The sequence below is a fragment of the Burkholderia sp. KL41 genome, from assembly GCF_057005415.2.
Map to the genome: position 1 here is coordinate 472027 of NZ_CM189268.1, position 24448 is coordinate 496474.

General features: G+C 67.9%; 24 protein-coding genes. 11 read left to right on the forward strand and 13 right to left on the reverse strand.

Annotation, left to right across the window (positions count from 1 at the left end; translation table 11 throughout):
- Positions 1–20 precede the first annotated feature (20 nt).
- Complete coding sequence (locus PQB87_RS36155) at positions 21–1853, forward strand: histidine kinase (protein ID WP_489245059.1); 1833 nt, start codon at positions 21–23, stop codon at positions 1851–1853.
- On the opposite strand, the gene PQB87_RS36160 is transcribed toward PQB87_RS36155, so the two are convergent.
- From PQB87_RS36160 to PQB87_RS36170, 3 genes are read right to left on the reverse strand one after another with little or no spacing between them, the layout of a single operon-like run.
- A complete protein-coding gene (locus PQB87_RS36160; protein ID WP_489245061.1) occupies positions 1816–3519 on the reverse strand; it encodes a cobaltochelatase CobT-related protein in 1704 nt (567 codons plus the stop codon). The two genes, PQB87_RS36155 and PQB87_RS36160, sit on opposite strands and share 38 nt — an antisense overlap.
- A 4-nt stretch (positions 3520–3523) precedes the next feature.
- Complete coding sequence (locus PQB87_RS36165) at positions 3524–4726, reverse strand: ATP-binding protein (protein ID WP_489245062.1); 1203 nt, start codon at positions 4724–4726, stop codon at positions 3524–3526.
- A gap of 30 nt (positions 4727–4756) precedes the next feature.
- Entirely contained in the window at positions 4757–5026 is a 270-nt protein-coding gene (locus PQB87_RS36170; protein ID WP_489245064.1) for a hypothetical protein, read from the reverse strand.
- A gap of 164 nt (positions 5027–5190) precedes the next feature.
- On the opposite strand from PQB87_RS36170, the gene PQB87_RS36175 reads away from it, so the two are divergent.
- Positions 5191–5766 (forward strand): GNAT family N-acetyltransferase, encoded by a 576-nt coding sequence (locus PQB87_RS36175; protein WP_502291570.1) that lies wholly within the window; start codon positions 5191–5193, stop codon positions 5764–5766.
- A 260-nt stretch (positions 5767–6026) separates the two neighbouring features.
- Here the strand turns inward: PQB87_RS36175 and PQB87_RS36180 are convergent, their stop codons facing one another.
- Together PQB87_RS36180 and PQB87_RS36185 are read right to left on the reverse strand one after the other, a co-directional pair.
- Positions 6027–7244 carry an ATP-grasp domain-containing protein gene (locus tag PQB87_RS36180; protein ID WP_489245065.1) on the reverse strand — a complete coding sequence of 406 codons (1218 nt, stop codon included), beginning with the start codon at positions 7242–7244 and terminating at the stop codon, positions 6027–6029.
- 42 nt (positions 7245–7286) lie between these two features.
- Positions 7287–8231: a hypothetical protein gene (locus tag PQB87_RS36185; RefSeq protein WP_489245066.1), complete on the reverse strand. Its 945-nt coding sequence runs from the start codon at positions 8229–8231 to the stop codon at positions 7287–7289.
- Positions 8232–8397: 166 nt separating this feature from the next.
- On the opposite strand from PQB87_RS36185, the gene PQB87_RS36190 reads away from it, so the two are divergent.
- Positions 8398–9273: a LysR family transcriptional regulator gene (locus PQB87_RS36190; protein WP_059688233.1), complete on the forward strand. Its 876-nt coding sequence runs from the start codon at positions 8398–8400 to the stop codon at positions 9271–9273.
- Between the two features lie 61 nt (positions 9274–9334).
- Here the strand turns inward: PQB87_RS36190 and PQB87_RS36195 are convergent, their stop codons facing one another.
- Both PQB87_RS36195 and PQB87_RS36200 read right to left on the reverse strand, forming a co-directional pair.
- Entirely contained in the window at positions 9335–10603 is a 1269-nt protein-coding gene (locus tag PQB87_RS36195; protein ID WP_489245068.1) for an ATP-grasp domain-containing protein, read from the reverse strand.
- 51 nt (positions 10604–10654) lie between these two features.
- Positions 10655–12088 (reverse strand): MFS transporter, encoded by a 1434-nt coding sequence (locus tag PQB87_RS36200; protein WP_489245069.1) that lies wholly within the window; start codon positions 12086–12088, stop codon positions 10655–10657.
- A gap of 436 nt (positions 12089–12524) precedes the next feature.
- On the opposite strand from PQB87_RS36200, the gene PQB87_RS36205 reads away from it, so the two are divergent.
- Both PQB87_RS36205 and PQB87_RS36210 read left to right on the forward strand, forming a co-directional pair.
- Entirely contained in the window at positions 12525–13643 is a 1119-nt protein-coding gene (locus PQB87_RS36205; RefSeq protein ID WP_060063766.1) for a TauD/TfdA family dioxygenase, read from the forward strand.
- A 119-nt stretch (positions 13644–13762) separates the two neighbouring features.
- Entirely contained in the window at positions 13763–14701 is a 939-nt protein-coding gene (locus PQB87_RS36210) for an ABC transporter substrate-binding protein (protein WP_489245072.1), read from the forward strand.
- A gap of 28 nt (positions 14702–14729) precedes the next feature.
- Here PQB87_RS36210 and PQB87_RS36215 read toward each other — a convergent pair whose 3' ends face one another.
- The 6 genes from PQB87_RS36215 to PQB87_RS36240 all read right to left on the reverse strand — a co-directional run bounded on the left by PQB87_RS36215 (position 14730) and on the right by PQB87_RS36240 (position 20567).
- The gene (locus PQB87_RS36215; RefSeq protein WP_489245073.1) at positions 14730–15620 is read right to left on the reverse strand and encodes an AidA/PixA family protein; all 891 of its coding nucleotides are present in this window, start codon (positions 15618–15620) and stop codon (positions 14730–14732) included.
- 65 nt (positions 15621–15685) lie between these two features.
- Positions 15686–16189 carry an inclusion body family protein gene (locus tag PQB87_RS36220; RefSeq protein ID WP_027792733.1) on the reverse strand — a complete coding sequence of 168 codons (504 nt, stop codon included), beginning with the start codon at positions 16187–16189 and terminating at the stop codon, positions 15686–15688.
- A gap of 296 nt (positions 16190–16485) precedes the next feature.
- Positions 16486–16869 carry a GtrA family protein gene (locus PQB87_RS36225; protein ID WP_059688229.1) on the reverse strand — a complete coding sequence of 128 codons (384 nt, stop codon included), beginning with the start codon at positions 16867–16869 and terminating at the stop codon, positions 16486–16488.
- Between the two features lie 15 nt (positions 16870–16884).
- A complete protein-coding gene (locus tag PQB87_RS36230; protein ID WP_489245075.1) occupies positions 16885–17928 on the reverse strand; it encodes a glycosyltransferase family 2 protein in 1044 nt (347 codons plus the stop codon).
- Between the two features lie 24 nt (positions 17929–17952).
- Entirely contained in the window at positions 17953–19332 is a 1380-nt protein-coding gene (locus PQB87_RS36235; protein WP_334066184.1) for a glycosyltransferase family 87 protein, read from the reverse strand.
- Entirely contained in the window at positions 19329–20567 is a 1239-nt protein-coding gene (locus PQB87_RS36240; RefSeq protein ID WP_060358079.1) for a glycosyltransferase family 87 protein, read from the reverse strand. The genes PQB87_RS36235 and PQB87_RS36240 overlap by 4 nt, the downstream gene beginning before the upstream one ends.
- Positions 20568–20648: 81 nt before the next feature.
- On the opposite strand from PQB87_RS36240, the gene PQB87_RS36245 reads away from it, so the two are divergent.
- From PQB87_RS36245 to PQB87_RS36270, 6 genes are all read left to right on the forward strand, one after another.
- Positions 20649–20936 (forward strand): hypothetical protein, encoded by a 288-nt coding sequence (locus PQB87_RS36245; protein WP_222212903.1) that lies wholly within the window; start codon positions 20649–20651, stop codon positions 20934–20936.
- A 683-nt stretch (positions 20937–21619) separates the two neighbouring features.
- Positions 21620–21811, forward strand: coding sequence for a Flp family type IVb pilin (locus PQB87_RS36250; protein WP_059688225.1), 192 nt, complete (start codon positions 21620–21622; stop codon positions 21809–21811).
- A gap of 140 nt (positions 21812–21951) precedes the next feature.
- A complete protein-coding gene (locus PQB87_RS36255) occupies positions 21952–22143 on the forward strand; it encodes a Flp family type IVb pilin (protein WP_011349893.1) in 192 nt (63 codons plus the stop codon).
- Between the two features lie 82 nt (positions 22144–22225).
- Positions 22226–22432: a Flp family type IVb pilin gene (locus tag PQB87_RS36260; RefSeq protein WP_489245079.1), complete on the forward strand. Its 207-nt coding sequence runs from the start codon at positions 22226–22228 to the stop codon at positions 22430–22432.
- 27 nt (positions 22433–22459) lie between these two features.
- Positions 22460–22999, forward strand: a complete 540-nt coding sequence (locus tag PQB87_RS36265) for an A24 family peptidase (RefSeq protein WP_060316770.1) — start codon at positions 22460–22462, stop codon at positions 22997–22999.
- 33 nt (positions 23000–23032) lie between these two features.
- Positions 23033–24433: an ATP-binding protein gene (locus PQB87_RS36270; protein WP_322076706.1), complete on the forward strand. Its 1401-nt coding sequence runs from the start codon at positions 23033–23035 to the stop codon at positions 24431–24433.
- The last annotated feature ends 15 nt before the right edge of the window (positions 24434–24448 follow it).

Consider the following 24448-nt stretch of genomic DNA (forward strand, 5'->3'; position numbering starts at 1 on the left):
CTCGATTCGGGCGCTCGATCATGCACGGCACCTACAATCTTCCGCTCGTCCTGCTGTCGGTCGCGATCGCGACGCTGGCCTCCTATACGACACTCGACCTCGCCGCCTTCATTTCTCTGCTCGACAACCCGAAGCTCAGGCGCATGTGGCTGGGCGGCGGCGCGGCGGCGATGGGGACGGGCATCTGGTCGATGCATTTCGTCGGCATGCTCGCGTTCTCACTGCCGATTCCGCTCGGCTACGCGTTGCCGGATACGGGGGCGTCGCTGGCGATTGCCGTGCTCGTGTCGTACTTCGCGCTGTATGTCGTCACGCGCGCGCGGCTCGGCTGGCGGCGGCTGCTCACGGGCGGCGTGCTGATGGGCGGCGGGATCGCCGGCATGCATTACGCGGGGATGGCCGCGATGCGCATGGCGCCCGGCATTCGCTACGATGCCGTGCTGTTCGCCGCGTCGATCGGCATCGCGGTGATCGCGTCGACCGCCGCGTTGTGGATCGCGCAGGCGCTGCGCGCACGGCAGGCACGCCATGCGACCGCCCAGCGCGTCGGCGCGGCCGTCGTCATGGGCGTCGCGATTACCGGCATGCACTACACGGCGATGGCGGCCGCGCATTTCGCGCCGGACGCGCGATGCGGGGCCGCGAACGGGGTCGACACGCCGTGGCTCGCGACGACCGTCGCGCTGTTTACGACGGGAACCCTGGTCGTCACGCTGCTGCTCAGCCGATTCGATGCGCGCACAACCTTCCTGCGCGGGATGACCGATACGCTCGAGCGGCTCGTGCGCTTGCGCACCGCCGAACTGGAGCGCGCGCTGCACCGCTACGAACAGACGACGGCGATGCTGCAACGTACACGCGAGAACATGGCGACCGAGATCGACGAACGCAAGGCCGCGCAGGCGCGGCTCGAACAGGAGAAGGAGGAGCAGCGGCGCCTGTTGCACGCGCTCGAGGAAACCCACGTGCAGCTGCTGCAGTCGGAAAAGCTCGCGTCGATCGGTCAGCTCGCGGCCGGTGTCGCGCACGAGATCAACAATCCGATCGGGTTCGTCAGCGCGAACCTCAATACGTTGAAGACGTGGGTGCGCAGCCTGCTCGACGTGATCGCCGCGCATGAAGCCGCGCTGCCGCAGCTCGACCCGGCCGCGCGCGATGCGCTGACGGCACTGGGCCGCGCGGCGGACCTCGACTACGTGCGCGGCGAGATCGCGACGCTGATCGACGAGTCGATCGACGGCGCGCTGCGCGTGCGGCGCATCGTGCAGGACCTGCGCGATTTCTCGCGTCCGGCCAGCGACGAGTGGAGCGTGGTCGATCTTCGTGCAGGGCTGGAAAGCACGCTCAACGTCGTCCACAACGAACTCAAGTACAAGGCCGAGATCGTGCGCGACTACGGCGACGTGCCGCAGGTCGAATGCCTGCCGTCGCAGTTGAACCAGGTCTTCATGAACCTGCTGGTGAACGCGGCGCAAGCGATTCCCGAGCGCGGCGTGATCACGATCCGCACGTCGAGCGACGGCGAGCAGGTGTCGATCGCGATCAGCGACACCGGCACGGGCATGACGCCCGACGTCGTCCGGCGGATCTTCGATCCGTTCTTCACGACGAAGCCGGTCGGGCAGGGCACGGGGCTCGGCTTGTCGGTGTCGCACGGGATCGTCGAGCGCCATCGCGGCACCATCGACGTGACGAGCGAACCCGGGCGCGGCACGACGTTCTGCGTTCGGCTGCCGATCCGGCGGGCCGGCGGAAACTTGAACGAAGGCGCGAGCGCGAACGAGAGCGCGAACGAGACTGCGGCCGTGGCGGAGGTTAGCGCCGGTCCAGCAGCGTATCGCTCAGGACACTGAACGCCGCGGCCGGCAGCTCGTGCAGATGTTCCACCACGCTGCTGACCGGATAGAACGCTTCGACCGAATCGTCGAGAATCCCGACGCCGATCAGTTCGACGCGCCGCTCGCGCAGCGCATCGACGCGTGCGCGCAGGTCGGTGCGCAGGATCGCCGGGTTGCCGTCGCCGGTGGCCGGATAACCGTCCGACAGCACCATCAGGATCCGCCGCCGCGCACGCTGCGCCAGCAGCCGTTCGGCGGCCCAGCTCAACGCCTCGCCGTCGGGATTCTCGTGGCCGCATTCGATGCACGCGAGGCCGCTCGGGTTGTCGGAATCGAACCGCTTGTAGACGCGCAGGTCGAGCCGTTCGACGAAGCGGTTATAGCCGAACGTGTCGCGGCCGGCGTCGATCCAGCGCTGGTAATGCGCGCGCATCGCGGCGTCTTCGACGGAGCTGTAGCCGAGCACTTCGCACGCGAAGCCGAGCTGCATCAGCGCATCGCACAGCGCCGCCGCGCACAGCCGGGCGAGCTCGATCTTCCTGCCGGCCATCGACCCGCTGCAATCGATCAGCAGGCCGACGGCCGCATCGCGCCCGGGCGCGGCGCGGCGGACACGGAACGGCGTGCGGTAGCCGGGCGACGTGACGAGGCGGGCGAGCGCCATCCGGTCGAGTTCGCCGCGTTCCTGTTCGCGTTTCCAGCGCGTCTGCTCGTCCACTTTCAACGCGCGTTCGAGTCTCAGCTTGAGCGGCTCGGTCTGCGCGCGGGCCGCGCTTCGCAGGCGGTGCCAGCGCGCCGCATCGCCCTTGCCGGTGAAGTCCGTCACCGTGTCGAATGCGGTGGTCAGCGGGACCGACAGCAGCGGCCGATGGTCCGCGGACAGGCGGATCGTGCCGGGTGTCGCCTCGCCCGGCGTCGGTGATGCCGTGGACGATTCCGTGTCGGCGATCGCGCCGGCGCCCGATTCGGCCGAAACCGGCGCACGTGCATCGTCCGGCGCGCCCGGTCCGTTCGAGTCGAATTCGGCGGCGATGCTGTCGCTGTCGATCGTGCTGCCCGGATCGGCCGTGAACATCATGTTGTTCGCACCGGCCGACGCCAGCGCGCGGACGCGCTCGACGATCCGGTGCGCGGCGCGGATGCTGTCGGGCGTCGAAGCCGCGGCGCGCGCTTCGTCGACGAGATCGTCCAACGCGGCGAGCGTCGCGTCGAGCGACGGGACGCGCTCGATCGTGGCTGGCGCTTCGTTCCACAGCGCACGCTCGATGCGCCATACGAGCTTGTCGCGCCACGCCATCCGTGGCCAACGTCGAAGCGTATCGGCGGCCGACGCCACCCGCATTTGCCGCAGGAACGTCATCGCGCCGGGATAGCGCGCAACGAGGCGGCCGGCCGCGCGCCGGTCGTCGATCGCCTGCGCAATCGCGCGCACCGCGGGCGACGCCAGCGCGGCAACGTCATCGATCGCGCCGAAGCGGACACGCGCCGCGTGGAGGTCGACGAGGCCGACGATCGCGTCGTCGTCGACGTCGCCCGCGAGCAGCGTGTCGGGCAGCACCAGCAGGTCGCGCTGCGCGAGCGGGCCGTGGCGCGCGAACCGTACCTCGATGCCGTGTCGTTGCGCGAGCGTGCGGGCCAGCCGGGTCAGGTGGAGCGAGCGCGCATCGTCGTCGCGGTCCATCGCGTCAGGCCCCGACGTCGATGTAGTGGCGAATGATGCTGCGGATCAGATCGGCGTCTTCCGCGCCGACCTTCGCATAGATCGTCGGGCCGGCGGCCGCTTCGGGATCGCCGGTGCGCAGCATCAGGTCGGCCCAGTCGATCAGGCGCCGCGTCGAGAACGCGCTGGCCAGATCCTCGCGGACGAACGCGGCGCGGCAGTCCGCCGCGATCGCCGCGAGCGTGCCGGCCATCGCCTCGGTCATGGCCGCGCCGAACGTGCGCTGCAGCACGCGCGCCTCGTCGGACGGCGGCAGGTAGTCGAGGCGGTATACGCGCCAGCGGTCGAGAAATGCCTCGTTCATCACGTTGGCGCCCTGGTACAGATGGCGGAACTGCCCCATCGCGCCCGCCGCATTGGCGGTCGCGAACAGCCGGAACGACGGATGCGGGACGACGATCTCGTTGCCTTTCTCCTTCAGCAACAGGCGTCCGGCCGGTTCGAGCACGGCGGTGAGCACCGCGAGGATGGCCGGTTCCGCGAAGTCGATCTCGTCGACGATGAGCCACAGCCCTTCGCGCATCGCGGTCGGCAGCACGCCGTCGACCCAGCGGGTCTCGCCGCCCTTGACGGTCCAGAACCCGACGAAGTCGCCGACCGTCGTCTGCCCGTTCATGTTCGAGCGCAGCACGCCGTGGCCGGCCAGCGCGGCGGCCTGCTCGATCAGGCTCGTCTTGCCGGTGCCGGTGTGGCCGATCAACAGGATGCGCCGGTTCTCGACGATGTCTTCCAGCACGTCCGTCGCGCGCGTGGTGAACAGGTAGGCGGGGTTCCGTGGCGGCACGAGCGGCCCGCCCGGGCCGCGCGGCATCGGCACGCCGCACACCGGCACGACGTGCGCCGCGTCGCCGGTGGCCGCCGGCCGCGATGCGTGCGCGTGTCGGAGGTCCTGCATGAACCGGTCGCGATGCGCGGGGGCCGCATGGTCGCCCGTTTCGCGCCGGACGAAACCTTCCTGGATCCACTTGTGCAGCTTCGCATCGAGGTTGTCCGCGTCGACGACCGTATCGACCGACGTGCTGCCGTCGGGACGATGATGCTGGATGCGGTACATGTGCGCGCGTTCGGAGCGGCTGACGATCCATTGCCCGGCGGACGGGTCCGCCAGTTGCCGATAGACGCCGAGTACCGGCGGGGCGGAGGGAGTGGGGTCAGCGGGTGCGTTCATGGTGGCGAGCGAGAGTGGGCGGCCGGCGCTTCATGCCTTCGATGCATCGCGACGATTGTATATTTTTGCCGCGAAGGGCGACATTCGCGCGGGAATCGTTTCGTTTCCTTTTGTTTCGATGCGGCGCGGTGCGTAGCAGGCGGCGCGTCGACCTGCCGTCATCACGTGATGGCCACGTGTAATGCGCTGCAGCATGATCGTCCGGCACCCTCGCCACGGAATCGAACAGCTTTTTCCGTGCCGATCCGTCTGCGACGCCGCGGCGTGTTGCAGTCCGTCGGCAACCTCCGTGCGCGTCATCGTCGCTCGACCCCTCGCCTGACGCCGACCTCCCGGGGCGTGCGACGAAGCCAACCCGTCAAGTTGGATCGTGGGCCGTCACGCCTTGATCAACAGGGTGGAATTTCAGTACCGTAGCAGGCTTGATCGCCAGGCTCCCATCGCGCCTCCTCGGGTAGCCCGGCGTGACATCCAACCATGCGCCGGTCGTCGACTCCGGCGAAGGAGTGTTGAACGTGACGGTGACAGGAACGGACGAGCGGCTGATCCGACGTGCCAGTGCGCTGGATGCGCCGGCCGTGCTGGAGATCTTCGATCAAGTGATTGCGTGGTTCGTCGACATCGGCAACGACGGGCAATGGGGCCGCGAACCCTGGTCGACGCAACCGAAGCGGATTGCGCTCGTGACGGAAGCCTGTGCGCTGCCCGACGCGTGGGTGGCGGAATCGCCCGACGGCCGCATCCTGGGCGCATTGATCCTGGGCGAATCGATGCCCTACGTGCCGCCCGCGACCGAGCCGGAAATCTACGTGAGGGTGCTGGTTGCGTCGCGCGATGCGCGGGCGCGTGGTGTCGGCCGGCGGCTCATGGCCTTTGCGGATGAGCGCGCCCGGGCTGCCGGTGTGGCGCGCTTGCGGGTGGATTGTTATGGGGGCGGGACCGGCGCGCTGGTGCGCTTCTACGAGTCCTGCGGGTATGAGCGGCTGTCGACCTTCGACGTGGACGGGTGGCCGGGGCAGTTGTTGGGGCGCAATCTGTGACGGTGCGGGTCAACCGCTTCGCATGCGACGCATCAGCCGACGCTCGATGCGCCGCCCGTGAAAAGGCTGCGGTACCGGTCGGCAGTGTAGCTTTGCCGAATCCGCCACGTGTATTCGCCCGTTTCCACGCGGCGTGATGTGGACGGGTGGCCGATTCCGCTTTGCCGCTCCCGGTTTCCAGTGTGATGACGGGTTGAACGCGCGTGCCGGGCAGGCCGGCACGGCGCCTGTCGAGTCGGGCGCTTGTCCCAACCGTTCCGTCAGCCGGATACGGCCGGTGGCGCGACGGACGCCCGGTGGGCCGACGAGCCGGGACGCGCGGGCGTCTCGTGCACACCGTGCGCAACCGGCAGCGCAACCCGCACATAAAGAAACGCTCGCCGCTCGCGATCGGGCAACACCTGCGGCCCGTAGCTGATCGTGACCGTGCCGTCGCGGATCTCGCCCGCCTGCGCGAAACGCCAGGCGCCGGGGTCGCTGTCGAGCAGGAATTCGGCGCGTGCATACGCGAGCGGTTCGAACCGCTCGGGAATCGAGACCGGGCGCCCGTCGAGCTTGTCGAGCAACGCTTCGGCCACGTCGAAGCCGTAGCCGTCGCGCACGATGTCGCAGATGAAGCTGCCGGCGATGCGCGGATTCAGTTCGATCACGTGCGGCACGCCGTCGTGCACGATGCAGTCCAGGTGCACCGGCCCCCATGTCAGCCCGGCGGCCGCCGTTGCGCGCGTACCGACGTCGATCAGCGCGCGCAGCGTCGGCGTGTCGAGATCGAGTTCGGACGTATAGCCGCGTTCGAGAAAGCCGGCGCCATGCCGCTTCAGCTTGCGCATCGCGCCGACATAGCGCCCGTCGAAATACTCGACGCAGTATTCGCTGCCGCCCAGGAATTCCTCGATCACGATGCGCTCGGTCGCAAGCGCCTGTGTATCGGCTCGAGCGGCGGCGAGCGCGTCGAGTTGAGCGCGCACGTCGGCGATGTCCTCGCAGCGCCGCACGCCGTCGCTCGCCGAGCCTTCCGACGGCTTGACGACGACCGGGAAACGCAGCGGAGCGGCCGCGGCGGCGAGTGCCGCCGGCGCGGCCAGCGTGCCCGTGACGAATTGCGCGGCCGGGATGCCGTGCGCGGCGAGCAGTGCCTTCTGGTTCGACTTCGACACCGCGTGCGCGACGTGGCGCGCATCGGGGCCGGGCAGGCCGAGCGCGTCGGCGACCCACGCGGCGGTGCGCGCATAGGTGTCGTGCGCGGTCGTCACGCGCAGCGTGTCGATCTTGTCCGGATAGCGCGCGCGCAGCCAGCCGGCGAGCAGCGCGGCATCGGGTTCGAGATGGATCGTCTCGACGCCGTCCGGAAAGACGCCGTCCAGACTGTGACCGGGCGCGGTGATGACGGTCACGGCCACCTGGCGGGCGAGCGCACCGCGCACGAGCGCGAGGCTGCTGCCGGTGGCGCGTGCGCCGATCACGATGAGTCGCTTCATGCTGGATCCTTGATCGGTGAAGAAGGGGGCGTCGCGCGCCGGCTAACGTGCACGCCGGCGCAGGCGCTGTGCCTCGAGGCGCGGCAGCAGATGCTGGACGACGCGCGGGAGCGTGTAGATCGGCAACTGCGCGCACGAGAACACGAGCGCCATGGTGGGCGTCGCGGCGAGCCCGAGCGCGGCCCACATCAGGCCGACGTTGCGATTGGCGACGATCAGCGCGACATTGAGCCGTGTGCGGACGTCGCCGGGCGTGAGCCCGTACGCGATGATCTGGAAGCCCGCGTTGACGGCGAACGCGAGTGCGATGGCCGTCAACGCGCGGTGCGGCGCGTCGATGATCGATTGCTGCATGCCGGCCATCGTGCCGAGCGCGAACACCAGCAGCGCGGCGACGACGGTCGCATCGATCGGTGTCGCATAGCGGTCGAGCCGGGAACCCGCGAACCTTCGCACGAGCAGCGCGACGCCCTCGGCGCTGCCGATCAGCAGCGCGAGCCGCAACGCGAGATTCAACGGCGAGATCGACACGGCCGCATCGTGGCTGAACCAGGCCGTCAGCAGCGGCGCGGTGAGCGGGACGAACACCATCGACGCGAGCGTCGCGACGAGTGCGACGCTGGCGTCGAGCGACAGCATCCGCGCGATCGTCGATGTGCCGCTCGACGGCGGCGCGCAGTACGCGATCACGAGCGCGACGACCCAGTCGTACGGCATGCCGGCGAGCCGCGCGGCGATGCCGAGCGCGACCGGGCACGCGATCATCGTCGCGGCGGGCAGCAGCAGCGACACGGCCGGCCGCCGCGCGACCGCGCGCACGGCGCTCGGCTCGACGCGCAGCAGCGTGCCGAGCACGAACAGGAACACGGTGACGGGCATCAGCGGCCGCGCGAGGTCCGCGAGCGGCGGCACCAGCAGCCCGAGGCCGACGCCGCCCGCGAGCACCGTCGGGCCGCGCCGCACCAGCGCGGCAATCAGCGTGCGCACGGGGGCGCCTCGGGCCGGTGGTGAACGGCGGCGAAGCCGGGGCAGGCGGCGGATGGCATGCGGTTTCCTCGAAAGGGGCTGGTCGGTTCGGGATATCCGTCAGGCTATTCCTGAATATTGGCGAAGTAAAATGATATAAACTGCATCGGTAACAAGAGATAGTGATATGAACATTCCTCTGCTCGAAACCTTCCGGGCCGTCGTTCAGGAAGGCAGCGCGCTGCGCGCGGCCGAACGGCTCGGCTGCACGCAGTCGAACGTCACCGCGCGCCTGCGCCAGCTCGAGGAGTCGCTCGACGCGCCGCTGTTCGACCGGCACGGCAAGCGGCTGGTGCTGAACGACGCGGGGCGCCGGCTGATTCCGTATTGCGACCGCATCCTGCGCCTCGTCGACGAAGCGACGCAGGTGGTGCGCGAGACGCCGGTCGCGCGCAGCTTCCGGCTCGGTTCGATGGAAAGCACGGCGGCCACGCGGCTGCCGGCGCTCGCTGCCGCGTTGAAGGCGCACGATCCGGCGCTCGGCCTCACGGTGCAGATCGGCAGCGAGCCGGATCTGGCCGATGCGCTGCTGCGCGGCCGGATCGACGCCGCACTGACCGCGCGCGCAGTCGTCCGGCCCGGGTTGCGCTACGAGCCGGCGTTCGCCGAGGAGATGGTGCTGGTGAGCGCGGCCACCGTCACGCGCCGGCAGGTACTGGCCGACAACACGGTGCGGCTGCTCGCGTTTCACGACGGCTGCCCGTATCGCGCGGTCGCGGAGCACTGGCTGAAGGCGCGCGGCATCGCGATCGGGTCGGTGGCGTCGTTCGGCACGTTCGGCGCGATCCTCGGCTGCGTGGCAGCCGGCATGGGCGTCGCGATCCTGCCGAAGCGGATCACGACCGAGCACGTGGCGCGCAAGGAGCTGCGCACGCACGCGTTCGACGATCTCGACGACGTGACGACCTATCTCGTCACGCCCGAGGAAGCGCCCGCGCTGCCCGAGCTCGACGCATTGCGCGCGGTGCTCGGCCGGCAGGCGGGCGCGCTGCTCGCGCGTTAGCGGAGTACAACGCAAGCGCACCGCACCGCATGCGCGGCGCCGATCGCGCCACGCGGAGACACTAGGCGGACTCGACCGCCCGTTCGTCCGCGAAGAAATCGGCCTCGATCTCGCGGATGCGCCGGCAATCCTCGAGCAGGCGCTCGAACGTCGGGCTGTAGAGGCCGACCGTGCCGAGCGCCGTCTGCAGGTCGGTCGTCACGCGCAGCGTGTCGCCCACCTTGGCCCATTGCTTGAGCCCGACGAACGACGGCAGCGCCTGGATCGCCTGCCAGGTGAAGTCCTGCCGGAGCACGCCGTTGCGCGACGACAGCAGCAGCACGTGCCCGCAGTAACCGCGGAAATCGGTCGGCGCGGCGGCTTCGCCGAACAGCCGCTCCGGATGCAGCACGGCCTCGACGGCGGCCGATACGTGGTTCTCGCCGCTGACCGCGCTCGTCAGCCGCGGATCGAGGCTGCCGTGCAGCCGCGCGTTCAGCTCGACGATCGTCGGGCCGTCGGCCGTATCGAACAGTTCGAGATGGGTCGGCCCGAAGCGGACTTCCAGCGCGTCGAGCACGTCGGCCGCGTAGTCGAGCAGCGGCGCGTAACGCGGGTCGGCGTGATTCAGCACCAGCATCTTGTCGAGCCGCGGTGCATGCGTGCGGTCGCGGTGCACTTCCCACAGGCTGACCACCCGATGGCGGCCTTCGAAGGACACCGAATCGACGATGTATTCCTGCCCCTCCGAATAGCTCTGGATCACGATGTCGTCGTTCGGCTGGTTGTAGAGCGAGCGGGTGGCGAGCACGTCGCGTGCGGCGGCCTCGATCTGGTCGAGTGTCCGGCAGATCTTCACGCCGGCCACGCCCGCGCTGCGGGCCGGCTTCACCACGAGCGGCAGCCTGCCGTGCGCGCGCGCCCATTCGAGCGTGGCGTCGACCGACGTGCTGTGGAAGTGGGCCGGCGCGCGCAGGCCGGCCTGACGGATGCGCTCGTTCATCGCGTACTTGTCGCGGCGCGCGGCCGAGGTCGCGAGCGGATTGCGGTACGGCACGTCGAGCCGCTCGGCCAGCGTGTCGGCCAGTTCCAGCGCCGCGTCGAGGCCGTGCAGCACCGCGCCGATCCGCAGGTCGGCCAGCTGCACGAGCGTCGCGTCGAGGTCGCCGCGATGCTGGACCTGGCGGATGTAGTCGGACGGGACGAACTGGTTCCGGTAGATCTCCGGCAGGTCGGGGTCGCTGATCACGTGCGCGCAACGGATGCCGTAGGCGCGAAACGCGGGCGCCAGATAGGCGGCTGTCGACGCGCCGTCGACGATCAGGACGGTATCGATGAAACGATGCGGCATGGATTCCTCGCTGGGCTGTGGGATCGGTTGAAGGAGGCGGCCGGTGCGGGCTCAGGCTCGTGTGCCGGGTTCGGGCGCATCGCCGGGCCAGCGTGCGGCCAGCACGATGCAGACGGCCACGAGCACGGCCGCGACGGCGAATGCGCGTGACGCGCCGGCCACGATCGCGGCGCCCTGGCCCGCGACCAGCGCGCCGAGCGCCGCGACGCCGACGGCCGCGCCCACCTGGCGCGCGGTATTGAGGATCGCCGACGCGGTGGCCGAGCGGCCGGCCTCGACGCTGCCGAGCAGCGTCGACGTCAGTGCGGGAATCGCGATGCCGCCGCCGATCGCCATTGCCGCGAGCCCCGGCGCGAGCAGCGCATACGGGGTGTGCGCGCCGAGGGTCCGCCACAGCCACACGTAGCCCGCGAGCGACACCGCGAGCCCGACGATGACGGTCGCGCGGAATCCGTGCCGCACGGCGAGGCACGCGCTCGCGATGTTGGCGAGCATGATGATCGTGAGCGGCGCGAGCGCGAGCCCCGACTCGGTCGCGGTGAAGCCGCGCGCATTCTGGAAATAGAGGCTCAGCGAGAAAATCAGCCCGTAGAACGCGGCATTCGTGATCGCGCCGATCGCGAGCACGCCCGGCACGCGCGCGATCCGGAAGAACGCGAGCGGCACCATCGGCGCGGCCACGCGGCGCTCGATCGCGACGAACAGCGCGCCGAGCACGACCGACGCGGCCAGCGCGCCGGCCGCATACGGGTCGCCCGGCCCCTGCGCGCCGGCCCGGATGATCCCGCCCGTCAGCAGCGCGAGCACGAGCACCGCGACGATCTGGCCGGCCGGATCGAACAGCCGCGTGCGTGCGGCGGCCGAATCGCGCACATGGCGCACCGTGAGCCATAACCCGGCCGCGCAGATCGGCAGGTTGATGAAGAAGATCGCACGCCAGCCGAGCGAATCGATCAGCAGCCCGCCGAGCGTCGGCCCGGCCGCGCTGATCGCGCCGCCGGTCGCGCTCCACCACGCGACGGCCCTTACGCGCGCGGCGGCATCGTTCGCGCACGCATGCGTGATGAGCGCGAGCGACGTGGGCAGGATCATCGCGGCGCCGACGCCCTGCGCGACCCGCGCGGCGATCAGCGCGGCCAGCGACGGCGCGAGCGCGCAGCCGAGCGATGCCAGCAGGAACAGCGCGAGCCCGTAGGCGAACAGCCGACGGCTGCCGAAGCGGTCGGCCAGCGTGCCGGACGTCAGCAGCAGCGCGGCGAACGACAGCGTGTACGCATCGACGATCCACTGCAGCCCGTGGACGCTCGATCCGAATGAATGGCCGAGGCTCGGAATCGCGACGTTGACGACGGTCACGTCGAGCTGAACGATCGCGAAGCCGAGGCTCGCGGCCGCGACGGTCGGGAGGATCGCGCGCAGCGACGTGCGATGCGGCGGTGCGACGGCGGCCGGCGCGCCGCCGAGCGCCGGCGCGCGATCGCTCATTGCGGCCTCCGTGCCGCGTGGCGCGCAAGGCAGTATGCGGGCAGGGTCACGTCGTGACCGGACGAACGGCGCAGCAGGCGGAATCGGGTCATCGGGCAGAGTTCCGTAGGGCGGAGGAAGGGCGCCGGCTGCCGATCGACGGCCGGCCGCATCGTCGAATCCGACAGAACACTAGCATCGACCTGCTAACGAATACAAATAATAACCAGCGATTTTTTAACCACCTTTCGTGTTAAGGCGTGGTGCGATCGGCGCCGCCTGACGCTGCCGACGTTGCTGAACTTATATCGAAAATTTTTGTTTGCAATCGACTTAATATCATTTCGCAATGCAATGACGGTCTCCTAGTCTTGTCGAGCGCTGCGCCCCGAGGACGGCAACGCGCGGCGGCGGTGCCATGCCGCCCTTCGAACCCCGATCTTTATACGAGAGACCTATGACCTATCTCGCAGATGAACGCATCGTCTTGACGGCAGCGGAGTCCGGTCACATCCGGAAGACGCTCGGCGCACTGGCCTACGATCCGGCCGGCGGCGCGGGCTACATCAGCGCGGTGCGCAAGCTTGCCTACAACGCGTTTCCCGACCGGATCGTCGATGCGTTCGATCGCGCGAAGGCACCGACCGCCGATGCGCACGGCTCGATCGAGATCGACAACCTGCCGATCGACGACGACGTGAAGGGCAGCCCGAGGTTCGAGGAGACCGGCCGCTCGTTCAAGGCCGGCGTGTTGAGCGAGAACGTGCTGGTCGCCTTGAGCACGCTGGCCGGCGAGCCGTATTCGATCGCGCACGAAGGCCGCGAGCTCGTGAACAACCTCACGCCGCACAAGGCGACCGCACGCGACTACACGGGCCTCGGCTCCGAGGTCGAGCTCGATTTCCATATCGAGAACGCCGCGCAGGCGCACATGCCGGAAGGCGACACGTCGCCGTTCGCGTTGCTGCTGCTCGGCGTGCGCAGCGAAGCCGGCGGCGGCCCGTACACCCGGCTCGCCGACGCGCGCCGCGCGCTGCAGCTGCTGTCGCCGGACGACATCGCGCAACTCTACGGCGAGCACTACATCATCCGCGTGCCGTACCGGTGGCGCGGCGCGGCGCCGACGCCGCGCGACAATACCGACCTGAGCGCCGTGCTGTCGGGCCCGCTCGACGCGCCGCGCGTGACGGTCGCGTTCTATCCGGACATGGTGCTGGCGGTCAATGCGCGCGCGCAGGAGGCGCTGGCCAACCTGTATCGCGCGGTGCGCGAAGTGTCGTTCGGCGTGCAGGTACAGCCCGGCAAGCTGGTGCTGATCAACAACCATTTCACGCTGCATTCGCGCGACCGTTTCGATCCGCAATACGACGAGAACGACCGGGCATTCCGCTGGGTGCAGCGCGTGTTCGTCGCGCGCAGCCTGTGGAACTTCCGCGCGTTTACGCCATTGCAGGCGCGGGTCTTCGATCCGAAGGCGCTGTATGCGGGCGACGCGCATGCGACGCGCCCGTCGCCGGTCGCGCAACCGGCGACGCAACGCGCGGCCGCCGCCGAACTCGAGGCAACGCCCGCGTGAGCGTACCGGGAACGCCGGGAGGAGAAGGGCGGCGAAGGGCGGCGAACGGGCGGTGAACATCGTTCGGCGCCGCCCGCGTTCGGCACACGCTTCGCAAAATATCAAGGAATCCGGAAGACATGAGAAGAACAGCAATTCCCGTGGCACGCATCGCTCGCACGCTGGCCGCCGTCCTGATCGGCGGCAGCGTCGCCGCGCAGGCCGCGACGTTCGACCTGAGCCCCGAGCAGCCGGGCCGGCAGCGCGGCACCGTGAACCCGGCGGTCGAGCAGGCATTGCCGGCCGGCTACCGGTTTGCCGAAACGGGCACGTTGACGATCGGCATCGCGCCGAACCTGCCGCCGCTCAGCACCTATGCGACCGATGCGCGAACGGTCGTCGGCTTCGATCCCGATCTCGCCCAGCTCGTCGCCGACAGCCTCGGCCGCAAGCTGAAGATCGTGCCGCTCTCGTGGGCCGACTGGCCGCTTGCGCTGCAGTCCGGCAAGGTCGACGCGGTGATCTCGAACGTGACGGTCACCGAACAGCGCAAGGAGAAATTCGACTTCTCGACCTACCGGAAGGATCAGCTCGGCTTCTACGTGAAGAACGGCAGCCGGATCGCGTCGATTCGCGAGCCGAAGGACGTTGCCGGGCTGCGCGTCGTGACCGATTCGGGCACGAACCAGGAAAAGATCCTGCTCGAATGGAACCGGCAGAACGTCGCGCGCGGCCTCGCGCCGGTCGAGATCCAGTACTACGCGGATGCGGCGGAGCGCTGGGTCGCGCTGCAGTCGGGGCGCGTCGACACGATCTTCAGCGTGAACTCGATGCTCGCGTACCAGGCATCGCTGCGCGGCGACGCGAAGCTGATCGGCACCGTGAGCGGCGGCTGGCCGCGCACCGCGGACATCGCGATCACGACGCGCAAGGGCAGCGGCCTCGCCGACCCGCTGACGGTTGCGATCAATGCGCTGATCGCGAACGGCAGCTACCGGAAGGTGCTCGGCCGCTGGAGTCTCGATGCCGAAGCGATCGACCGGTCGCAGACCAATCCGCCGGGGCTGCCGCGCACCTGAACCGCCCGGGTGCCGATCGCCGCGATGCTCAGGTGATCGGCCACTGCAGGATCACGATCCCGTCGTTGTAGTCGGCATCGGCGCCGTCCTCGGCGCCGAGCCAGCCGAGCCAGACGGTGTCGCCCGCGGACAGCGGCGCGAGACGCGCATCGGTCGCGGATTTCCTGCCGTTGGCGAACGCGTCGATCCGGATCTTGCCGCCTTTCGAGTGCAGCGTGAACAGCCTGACGCCGTCCTCGCTGTTGCCGACGAACGACGCGGCCGGTTCCGGCGCATCGTCGATGAAGAGCCTGAGGTCCTGCCGGTCGGCGGCATTCGCGTAGAAGATCGCCTTGAACGCGGTATCCGGCGGCAGCGTGAAGTTGCCGTTGCGATCCGACGACGGCTTGAAAACCGGCTGTTTCGCGGCCGGCTGGCCGGCGCCGATCTCGATCGACGTTTCCCAACGGAAATAGCCCGACACGGTGCCGTCGCGGTCGAACACGGCGAAATCGGCCGTGCACGTGGTGGTGCCCGCGGCCAGCACGTCGCTGCGCCAGTAGTGGTCCTTCATCGGATGGCACGGCGGATGCAGCAGGTCGTCGGCATCGGGTACCGGCGCGGCCGCATCGCGTACTTCGGCTTCGAACGGCGCGACGATCCCCGCATCCTTCAACGCGAACCGGACGAACAGCACGCTCGCCTCGGCGCGCAGTGCCAGCGCGGTCTCGCGCAGGCGCAACTGGTCGCCCGGCGACAGCCCCGCAAAAAGCCGGCTGTCGTTGTGGCCGAGCTGCGCGGCGTCGCCGGGGCTCACCACGTAGAGGTGCCGGCCGTCGATCACGGTCGGCGCGTCGGGGTCCCGGCTCGCCTCCGGGTAGGCCGACAGCAGCGTGACGGCGTCGACGATCACGAGCACATCGGAACGAAGACCAGGCATGAGCGCTTCCTCCGCAACAAGGGGTTGATGCGGGCAGCCGCCGCGCGGCCGCCCGCCTGCCGCGATCAGTTATGGATCGAGATGAACGGATCCCACGAGAAGCAGCCCTGGCTCTGGCAGTTGCGATCGATGATCTGGAACTGGAAGTGGTAAGTCACGCGGCCGACTTTCAGGCATTCCGACGACCAGTAGTAGTTCGCGACCTTCTGGCAGGTCGGCACCTCGGGCTTGCTGGTGTTCGGCACCGGGATCGACGCTTCGGCGACGCGCGGCGTCGGCGTCGAGATCAGTTCGTTGCCGACGTTGCCGATGAACTTGTAGAACACCACCTGGTTCTCGAAGCCCAGCGACAGGCTCGTTTCACGCCAGCGGATCAGGTCGCCGACCTGCGCCTTCAGGTCGAGTTCGCCGCCCGCCTGCCCGGACACCACGTTGTCCTGGTTGGTGACCATGTACACGTGCTTCCAGTCGATCAGCGTCGGGCTATTCGGATTCTTGCTGGGATTCGGATATTTCTTGAGGATGGTTTCGGTATCGAAAGAGACGAGCACATCGGTAACGCGTGACATAGAAGCTCCCGTTTGAATGAATGGGAATTATTGTTGCGCGAATTTCTTCGCGCAGCCGCCATTGCCTTGTCCTGCAAGGCTCATCGCCGTTCGATGCCCGTGCTGGCGAGATGGCGAAGGCAGGTTATCCCGTTCGGTTGTTTATGGAAGCTGTAAAAGTAAACAGGGTATTTAATTTGTTTTGGGCGGTAATTTTAAAATCGGAATCAATCGGATTCATGCGTGACATAAATATGCCGACATTGAATCTGTTAATTGAATGGCCGATTATTTTCGGGGGCGGCGGGGAGGGGCGTTCAACGATAGGTCCAGAGCCGGTGCAGCAGGAACGTCGTCGGCGGAATCAGCAACGCGATCGCGACGATGCTCATTGCGCGGGACACGTCGAGCGCTTCTGCCGCACGCGCGAGCAGCAGGGTTTCGACGAAGCCGGCGAGCGTGACCGCGAGAAAGCGCACCGCGTTGCGCGTGCGCACCGTCGACGAAAAGCTCCACAGCGTGTTCGCGAGATACGAGAACGCCGTCGCGCAGAGGAACGCGATCGTGTTCGCCGTCACCAGCGTCGCGTCGAATCGCGCGAACAGCGCCGCCGCGACCAGCGTGTGGATCGCGGTCGAGCAGAGGCCGGACACGCCGAAGCGCACGAGGCGCGTGCGCTCGGCATCGAGCAGGCCGATCATGGCCGTCGCCGCGCGTCAGCGTTCGCCGATCCGCGCACGGGTCGGCTGCACGCGCCGGCGTGTGCTCTGGCGGCGCGCATCGCGCGCGACCCGCAGTTCGACCACCTTGCCGTGCGTCTGGTAGCGGCGGCGGATCAGGTAGACGGGCCGTTGCTTCGACTCGTCGTAGATCCGCCCGATGTATTCGCCGACGACACCGATCCCGATGAGCTCGATGCCGCCGATGAACAGCGTGACCGAGATCAGCGACGCGTAGCCGAGCACCGGATTGCCGAACAGCAGCGTGCGGAGAATGATGAACGCGCCGTACAGGAACGCGAGCGCGGCGATGCCGACGCCGATGTAGGTCCAGCTGCGCAGCGGCACGGTGCTGAAGCTGGTGATGCCTTCCAGCGCGAAATTCCACAGCTTCCAGCCGGAAAATTTCGAGTGCCCGGCACTACGCGCGTCACGCTGGTATTCGACGATGACCGTCCGGTAGCCGACCCACGCGAACAGCCCCTTCATGAAGCGATGCCGCTCGGGCAGGCTGCGCAGCGCGTTCACGACCTTGCGGTCCATCAGCCGGAAATCGCCGACGTTCTCCGGCAATTTCACGTCCGACAGCAGGTTGTGCACGCGATAGTAGATCGCGGCCGCCGTGCGCTTCGCGAACGAATCGCACGCGCGGTTGCTGCGCTTCGCGGCGACGACTTCCGCACCGTCGCGCCAGTGTTCGATCATCACCGGAATCAGGCTCGGCGGGTCCTGCAGGTCGGCGTCGAGCGGGATCACCGCGTCGCCGAGGGCTTCGTCGAGACCGGCCGTGAGCGCCGCTTCCTTGCCGAAGTTGCGGGTCAGGTCGATCACCCGCACGCGCCGTTCGCCGGCGCCGATCCGGATCAGCCGCTCGAGCGTGTCGTCGCGGCTGCCGTCGTTCACGCAGACGATCTCGAACCGGATGCCGTCGATGGACGTCATCAACGGCATCACGACGTCGAAGAAGCGTTCGACGGCCTCGCCTTCGTTATAGAACGGCACGACCAGCGATACGAGCGGTATATAGAGTGGTTCCCGCATGATGATTTCCCCTGTGATGTCGCTTCACCGATGCACGCCGATGGTCGGTCGGCCGGTGCGGCGCAATCCATACGCCGGGCGGTGGTGCGTTCTTGCCGAATGGGTGAACGCGGTGTCGGTCGAGTGGTCGCGTGCGTCCGGCATCGACGGCACGTCGCGCCGGTCCCGGGCGATCCGGCTGACGAGCAGCCCGAGCGACGCCAGCGTGACGAGCGGCATGAACTGGAACGACAGATGCGGCACGACCGCGAGGCCCGCGAGCGGCATCAGCCACAGCAGCGTCAGCCATTCCCGGTCGAAGCGCCGCCAGCCGTGCGTCCACGCATAACGCGCGTACCACGCGATCACGAGGCCGTACCAGGTCAGGTCGTAGTCGTACAGATAGGGGCTGACGAGCAGGCACGCGCACGCGAGCGTCGCGGCGCGCAGCGCGTACGCGCAGTCGCCGCGCCACGCATAGACGACGGCGATCGCGGCGACCGCGGCCGACAGCAGTTGAAGGCCGTTGGCGACGTAAGCGGGCAGGCCGGCCATCGTCGCGAGCGCGAACACCGACGGCATGCGCGCGAGCTTGGCCTGGCCCGTGCCGACGATCGCGTAGACGCTGTCGATCACATGCGCGAAGGTGATCCACGGGCCGAACCCGAACGCGAGTGTCGCGAGCGCGGCGCTGCACGCGATCGTCGCGGCCCACGCGGCAAGTGCGCGCCATTGGCCGGCGCACAGCAGCGCGAGCGGGAACAGCACCGCGAGCTGCGGCTTCATCGTCAGCAAGCCGAAGCAGATCCCGGCGTGCACGGGGCGACGGGCCAGCGCGAGCAGGCCGGCACCGGCGAGCAACGCGGTGAAGAGGCTGGTCTGCCCGACGATCACCGTGAGGAACGCGCCGGGGAATGCGAACGCGCACAACCATGCGTCATCTCGCTGCACGATCGCGCGGATCGTTGCCGAAAACAGTGCATAGGTGAGCCCGAGCCACAGCACGAGCGCCAGCGTGTACGGCAGCCAGCCGAGCGGCAGCACGAGCAGCAGCATCGAGGGCGGGTAGAGCCACGGCAGCGTGCCGTCCGCGAGCGTCATCGTCGGGATCGCGAGCTTCTGCACTGCGAACAGCGCGGGAAAATGCCAGGCATCGGCCGCATGCCCGTGCGCGGCGAGCCACGCGGCGCTCCAGATCGGCGAGAAATCCTGCGACAGCGGCTGCAGCGCGCCGTTGTGCGACAGGTACACGCGGGTGACGTAGATGCAGATGAACAGCAGCTCGCTCGCCAGCGCGGCGCCCGCATAGAGGCGCACGCGCTCGCGATTGAGCCAGTGCGGGTAGCGGCGCGGGCCCGCGATCGGGAGTTCCGGATGCACGTCGGTATCCGGGTGCGCGTGGCGTGCGGAAGGTGACGATCTCATCGTGCGCTCCGGGATTCGAGCGCCGTGCGGCGCACGACGATGAACAGCACCGCGAGCAGCACGATCGGCCCGATCTGCGGCAGCTTCATCAGTCGATTGAACATCTCGAAGATCGGCAGCAGCCACGCCAGCACGATGATGCCCTGGTCGCCCGGCAGCCAGCCTTTGTCGAGACCGTGCGCGATCAGGCAGAAGATCGCGATGCCGAGCCACGTCAGTTCGTAGTTCCACAGATACGGCGTCGTCAGCAGCGTGGCGACGGCCAGCACCGCGCCGCGCAGGCGCATGTCGGGCGTGCGGCGCCATACGTCGACGGCCGCGGCGAGCGCGAGCAGCGCGACCGCCGCTTGCGCGACCAGTGCGGCCGTCACCGGCAGGCCCGCGAGCCGCAATGCGGCGAACGGCGTCGGCGACGCGAGCCAGTACGACGGGAGCATGAAATGCTGTTCGCGCACCGTCGACAGTGCCTGGCTCAACCCGTGCAGCGCACCGGGGCCGGCCAGTGCGATGCCGGCGGCCGCGAACAGCGCGGCGGTGATCGCGGCCGCCGCGAAGGTGCGCCACGCACGTGCCGCGATCAGCACGACGGGGAACACCACGGCCAGCTGCGGCTTGATTGCGAGCAGCCCGATCAGCACGCCGGCGACGACCGGGCGCTTGCCGAGCAGATGCAGCGCGAGCGCGGCGAGGCCGGCGGTCAGGATGCTGTTCTGGCCGAACAGCGCGGACATGCACACCGCCGAATACGCGACCACGACGATCGCCGCGGCGTGCGGCACCGGAAGATGCGCGCGCAATCCCGACAACCGCGAGACGGCGAACGCGTAGCATAAAAGACTGCCCGCGAAAAAGAGGAAATATGCGGGCAGGAAAGGCACAAGGGCAACCGGAGCGATGAACAGCAACATCGTCGGCGGATAGAGCCAGGGAAGCGACCGGTGCTGCAAATACGTGTCGAAATGCGCGAGCTCGGCCTGCAGGAATAAGGAGGGGTCGTAGGCCGATGCGGCATGGCCTTGCAACACCAGGTGCGATGCGGTCCAGAAGACGGAGAAATCGACGCCCGGCCGGACGGCGACATTCGACGTGAAGCCGCTGGTCACGAAGCCCCAGACAACCAGCAACGCGGCGAAGAGCATCAGCATGATGCAGCTGTACGGAATGATCCGGTCGGCTGTCAGCCACTGAGCGCGGCGTGTTGCCCGCCCGCGCATTTCACGATTGGCTGTGTACATGATTCCCCGTATTTGGTAGAGGCCGCTTGGTCAATCGCAGCCGTTTGATCTTGTGGTGCCTGCGGATCGAGTCGCTCTGAAATGGCGTTGTCCGGTGAGGTCATTGTTGGAGAAAAAATGGCGCGTTGCAAATCACCCGCTGAATGCCGGGATTTATTCTGGCCTAAGACGCACGTGAAAACCGCATTTTCAGGTATGAGAAATCCGAACTGCGGGCTTTCGTGTTTCTGCCTTGAAACATTCCGTCGTTTCGACCGGTTCCGCGCCCCGGCGATCGCTCGGGACGCGAGCGCCGTCGAGCGTCCGGGAAAATCCCAAGAAAAAATTTTCGATCCTTTGCGCAGCGCGGCGGCGGGCATTCAGGCGTGAAACGCTCGCCGGGAAACATATATCAATTTTGAAACATTTCGCACACTGCACCCCGGGCCGGGGAGAGCGGGCATCGCCGGAACCCTTGATGCGCCTCGATTTCGCCTCGGGTGGCCTGCTCTTTGCGTAAGCGTTGGCACGGCAGTCGACGATGTGACGACCGGGCGGTTCCGGCAAAAGACAGACGGAACCCGGCACCGGAATCACAGGCGGAAAGAAGGGCCGGAGCGCATCGGGGAACAAGCAGCTCCAGGTCGATCAACCGCGCAAGCCTTCGTCGGGTGACCAATGAGACCCGGTATCGTCAGGGCAATAAAAAGTCGGCATGGCCGCATATGGGGAATAAAAATGAAAGACCACAGCACATCACGGTTCGAGAACCGGATTAAAAACATATTGCAGCTTATCCGGGAGTTTGTCTCCCATTCATCTGGATTCCATGCGTCGAACGGCAGTCGTGCCGTTCCGGTCGATCGGATGGTCCGGTTCATCCGGCCGGTCGCACCGTACACGCCTTTCTCGTTCACTGCGTCACTGATACCCATTCGCACGGACAGGGGTGCATATCCCCGCTCCCGCGGCTGAGCGACGCGTCCGGATTTTTCGAGTAGTGCCGGTGGTGCCCAACCCCGACGTCCTGACCGACGGAGGGAATTTCATAGCAGTCCGAAAGGAGAATGCTCATGACAAGAATCATCGAAAAGATCGCGTGGTTCGTCCAGGATCAGGACGGCGTGACGGCCATCGAATACGGCCTGATCGCTGCCCTGATCGCGATCGGCATCGTCGTCGCGTTGACGACGGTCGGTACGGATCTGAAGACCGTGTTCAGCACGATCGCCGCGGATCTGGACTCGGCGGTAGCAGGAATCTGATGGACGGTACGACGAACGGCTCGTCCGAATCGTTCGTCGGCACCACACGGCATCAACGACATTCCTCGACGTATCGATGCACGGTCATCCGACCAGCCGGCACGCGAGGGCTTTGAAAGTGACCACCCAAGGAGATCAACATGTCCAAGTTCATTCAACAAGCCAGCCGTTTCGTTCGCGATGAAGACGGCGTGACCGCCATCGAATACGGCCTGATCGCCGCACTGATCGCAGTCGGCATCATCCTCGCGCTGTCGACCATCGGGAAGGACCTCAAGACCGTGTTCAGCACGATCGCGGCCGACCTGGACTCGGCGGTGGCGGGCATCTGATGGAGCATGCCGCGGACGGCTCGGCCGGTGCAGCGCTCGAGCCGTCCCCGGCGATCCGATCAACCGGGAACCGGAGACCATCATGCAAGCCAGGATGCGTATCGTACGTCGCTGGATCGGCGACGAGCAGGGCGTGACGTCGATCGAATATGCGTTGCTCGGCGCGATGTTCGCCGTCGCGGTGCTGGGGACGGTCGTCACGCTGAAGGGTTCGCTTGCCAATGCGTACGAGGTGATCGCAACAGCCGTGACGGCCGCCGTGGCCACCGCGCTGGCAATGGTTTCCTGATCCACCGATTCGACTGCGAGGTTCGCCATGCTACCTGTTGCGCCGCCTTACCCGGTTCCGTTGTGCGTGACGCTGCTCGCGGTCGCCGCGGCCAGCACGGACATCGCGACCCGCCGCATTCCGAACCGTCTCGTCCTGCTCGGCCTGGCCGGCGCGCTGGTTGCCCAGTGCCTGTTGCACGGTGTCGCGGGGGGCGCGTTCGGATGGCTCGCCGGTGCCGCGACCGGCTTCGGCCTGCTGTTGCCGTTCTACCTGTTGCGCGGAATGGCGGCCGGCGACGTGAAGCTGATGCTCGCGATCGGCGCCTGGGTCGGCGCGGAAATGACGTTTTACATCGTGCTGGCCACCTTCCTGGCCGGCGGGATCGGCGCCATCGCCTACGCGCTGCTGCGCGGGCGGATGCGCCAGATGTGGGCGAACGTGCGCGCGTTGATCGCGCGGCGCTCGCCAGGCGCGAGCGCCGAGGCCACCGGCGGCCCCGTCGAAATCGCATCGGTCGGCACGCTGCCGTACGGCGTGGCGATCGCGGCCGGCACGCTGGGCATGCTGTTCGCGTCGTGCGCGTAGCGCAGACGGATCTGCAACGAGGACGGAACGATCATGAACACGAATCACACCGAACCAAGACGCGACGCACAGGTGGCACGCCTGCCCGATCCGTTGCCGTCGCGGGAAGCGCATACGAAGCTGGGCGCGCAGTTGCCGGCGGCGCCGCGCTCGCTCGACGATACCGGGTTGAGCATGACGTTCGTCGCCGGTCTCGTGCTGAAGTCGACGCTGATGCTCGGCCGCCCGTCGTACGGCGACCTGGTCGAACGGCACTGCCTGCCGCTCGCCGTGCTCGACGACGTCTTCGCGTTCTTGGTGCGCGAGCATCTCGTCGAGCTCACCCATCGCGGTGCGACCGATCTCGACGTGACGTTCCGCCTAACCGACGCGGGCCGCGTGCTGGCGCTCGAGGAACGGGCGCGCAGCGGCTACAGCGGGCCCGCGCCGGTGACGCTCGACGCGTATCTCGCGTGCCTGAACGCGCATTCGGTACGCAAGCTGCACATCAGCCAGGACGAGGTGTGGGCGGCGTTCGAAGGCATCGTGATCGACACGGCGGTGCTCGATGCGGCCGCGGCTGCGCTGAACGCGGGCCGTCCGCTGCTGATCTACGGGCCCGCCGGCAGCGGCAAGACCTTCCTCGCCGAGCGGCTCGGTTCGCTGATGCGGGGCCGCGTGCCGGTGCCGTACGCGATCTGCGCGGCCGGCGAAGTGATCCAGATCTACGACCCGCTCGTGCACGTCGATGCGGGAACGTCGTCGGGCGGCCAGTCGGTCGATCGCCGCTGGCGCCTGTGCGAACGGCCGGTCGTGATGTCGGGCGGCGAACTGACGCTCGACGAGCTCGACCTGCGTCGCGACGAAGTCGCCGGCTATTACCAGGCGCCGCCGCACATGAAGGCGAACATGGGCATGTACGTCGTCGACGATCTCGGCCGCCAGCGCGTCGAGCCGCGCGACCTGCTCAACCGCTGGCTGCGTCCGCTCGATCGCGGCGTCGATTACCTGACGCTCGAATCCGGCAACCGCTTCGTGATGCCGTTCGACGTCTGGCCGGTGTTCTCGAGCAACCTCGCGCCGGAGCAGTTCTGCGACGACGCGTTCCTGCGCCGGCTCGGTTCGAAGCTTCACGTCGGCGCGATGGCGATCGACGACTACCGCGCCGTGTATGACGCAGCCTGCGCATCGCTGGGGCTCGTATCGGCGAGCGATGCATTCGACTACCTGCTGCATCGGCTGCACCTGCCGACCGGCAAGGCGTTTCTCGCCTGTTTTCCGGCGGACCTGCTGCGTCTCGTGGCCGCCGGCGCGCGTTACCGCGGCGATCCTCCCGAGGTGACGCACGACGCGCTGTACGACGCGTGGGTGAGCTATTTCGGCGCGGCACCCGAACGTGACGGCGTCCATCCGCCGCCCGTCGAACGCGGCGGACGCACCTTCATCACCGGTTGAGCCGTTTCTTTCACG

What these genes read in the sequence shown, in the direction of transcription:
- PQB87_RS36155 (WP_489245059.1), top strand. Translation starts at nt 21, where the DNA reads ATGCACGGCACCTACAATCTTCCGCTCGTCCTGCTGTCGGTCGCGATC.
- PQB87_RS36160 (WP_489245061.1), bottom strand. Translation starts at nt 3,519, where the DNA reads ATGGACCGCGACGACGATGCGCGCTCGCTCCACCTGACCCGGCTGGCC.
- PQB87_RS36165 (WP_489245062.1), bottom strand. Translation starts at nt 4,726, where the DNA reads ATGAACGCACCCGCTGACCCCACTCCCTCCGCCCCGCCGGTACTCGGC.
- PQB87_RS36170 (WP_489245064.1), bottom strand. Translation starts at nt 5,026, where the DNA reads ATGACGCGCACGGAGGTTGCCGACGGACTGCAACACGCCGCGGCGTCG.
- PQB87_RS36180 (WP_489245065.1), bottom strand. Translation starts at nt 7,244, where the DNA reads ATGAAGCGACTCATCGTGATCGGCGCACGCGCCACCGGCAGCAGCCTC.
- PQB87_RS36190 (WP_059688233.1), top strand. Translation starts at nt 8,398, where the DNA reads ATGAACATTCCTCTGCTCGAAACCTTCCGGGCCGTCGTTCAGGAAGGC.
- PQB87_RS36195 (WP_489245068.1), bottom strand. Translation starts at nt 10,603, where the DNA reads ATGCCGCATCGTTTCATCGATACCGTCCTGATCGTCGACGGCGCGTCG.
- PQB87_RS36200 (WP_489245069.1), bottom strand. Translation starts at nt 12,088, where the DNA reads ATGAGCGATCGCGCGCCGGCGCTCGGCGGCGCGCCGGCCGCCGTCGCA.
- PQB87_RS36205 (WP_060063766.1), top strand. Translation starts at nt 12,525, where the DNA reads ATGACCTATCTCGCAGATGAACGCATCGTCTTGACGGCAGCGGAGTCC.
- PQB87_RS36210 (WP_489245072.1), top strand. Translation starts at nt 13,763, where the DNA reads ATGAGAAGAACAGCAATTCCCGTGGCACGCATCGCTCGCACGCTGGCC.
- PQB87_RS36215 (WP_489245073.1), bottom strand. Translation starts at nt 15,620, where the DNA reads ATGCCTGGTCTTCGTTCCGATGTGCTCGTGATCGTCGACGCCGTCACG.
- PQB87_RS36220 (WP_027792733.1), bottom strand. Translation starts at nt 16,189, where the DNA reads ATGTCACGCGTTACCGATGTGCTCGTCTCTTTCGATACCGAAACCATC.
- PQB87_RS36225 (WP_059688229.1), bottom strand. Translation starts at nt 16,869, where the DNA reads ATGATCGGCCTGCTCGATGCCGAGCGCACGCGCCTCGTGCGCTTCGGC.
- PQB87_RS36230 (WP_489245075.1), bottom strand. Translation starts at nt 17,928, where the DNA reads ATGCGGGAACCACTCTATATACCGCTCGTATCGCTGGTCGTGCCGTTC.
- PQB87_RS36235 (WP_334066184.1), bottom strand. Translation starts at nt 19,332, where the DNA reads ATGAGATCGTCACCTTCCGCACGCCACGCGCACCCGGATACCGACGTG.
- PQB87_RS36240 (WP_060358079.1), bottom strand. Translation starts at nt 20,567, where the DNA reads ATGTACACAGCCAATCGTGAAATGCGCGGGCGGGCAACACGCCGCGCT.
- PQB87_RS36245 (WP_222212903.1), top strand. Translation starts at nt 20,649, where the DNA reads ATGGCGTTGTCCGGTGAGGTCATTGTTGGAGAAAAAATGGCGCGTTGC.
- PQB87_RS36250 (WP_059688225.1), top strand. Translation starts at nt 21,620, where the DNA reads ATGACAAGAATCATCGAAAAGATCGCGTGGTTCGTCCAGGATCAGGAC.
- PQB87_RS36255 (WP_011349893.1), top strand. Translation starts at nt 21,952, where the DNA reads ATGTCCAAGTTCATTCAACAAGCCAGCCGTTTCGTTCGCGATGAAGAC.
- PQB87_RS36260 (WP_489245079.1), top strand. Translation starts at nt 22,226, where the DNA reads ATGCAAGCCAGGATGCGTATCGTACGTCGCTGGATCGGCGACGAGCAG.
- PQB87_RS36265 (WP_060316770.1), top strand. Translation starts at nt 22,460, where the DNA reads ATGCTACCTGTTGCGCCGCCTTACCCGGTTCCGTTGTGCGTGACGCTG.
- PQB87_RS36270 (WP_322076706.1), top strand. Translation starts at nt 23,033, where the DNA reads ATGAACACGAATCACACCGAACCAAGACGCGACGCACAGGTGGCACGC.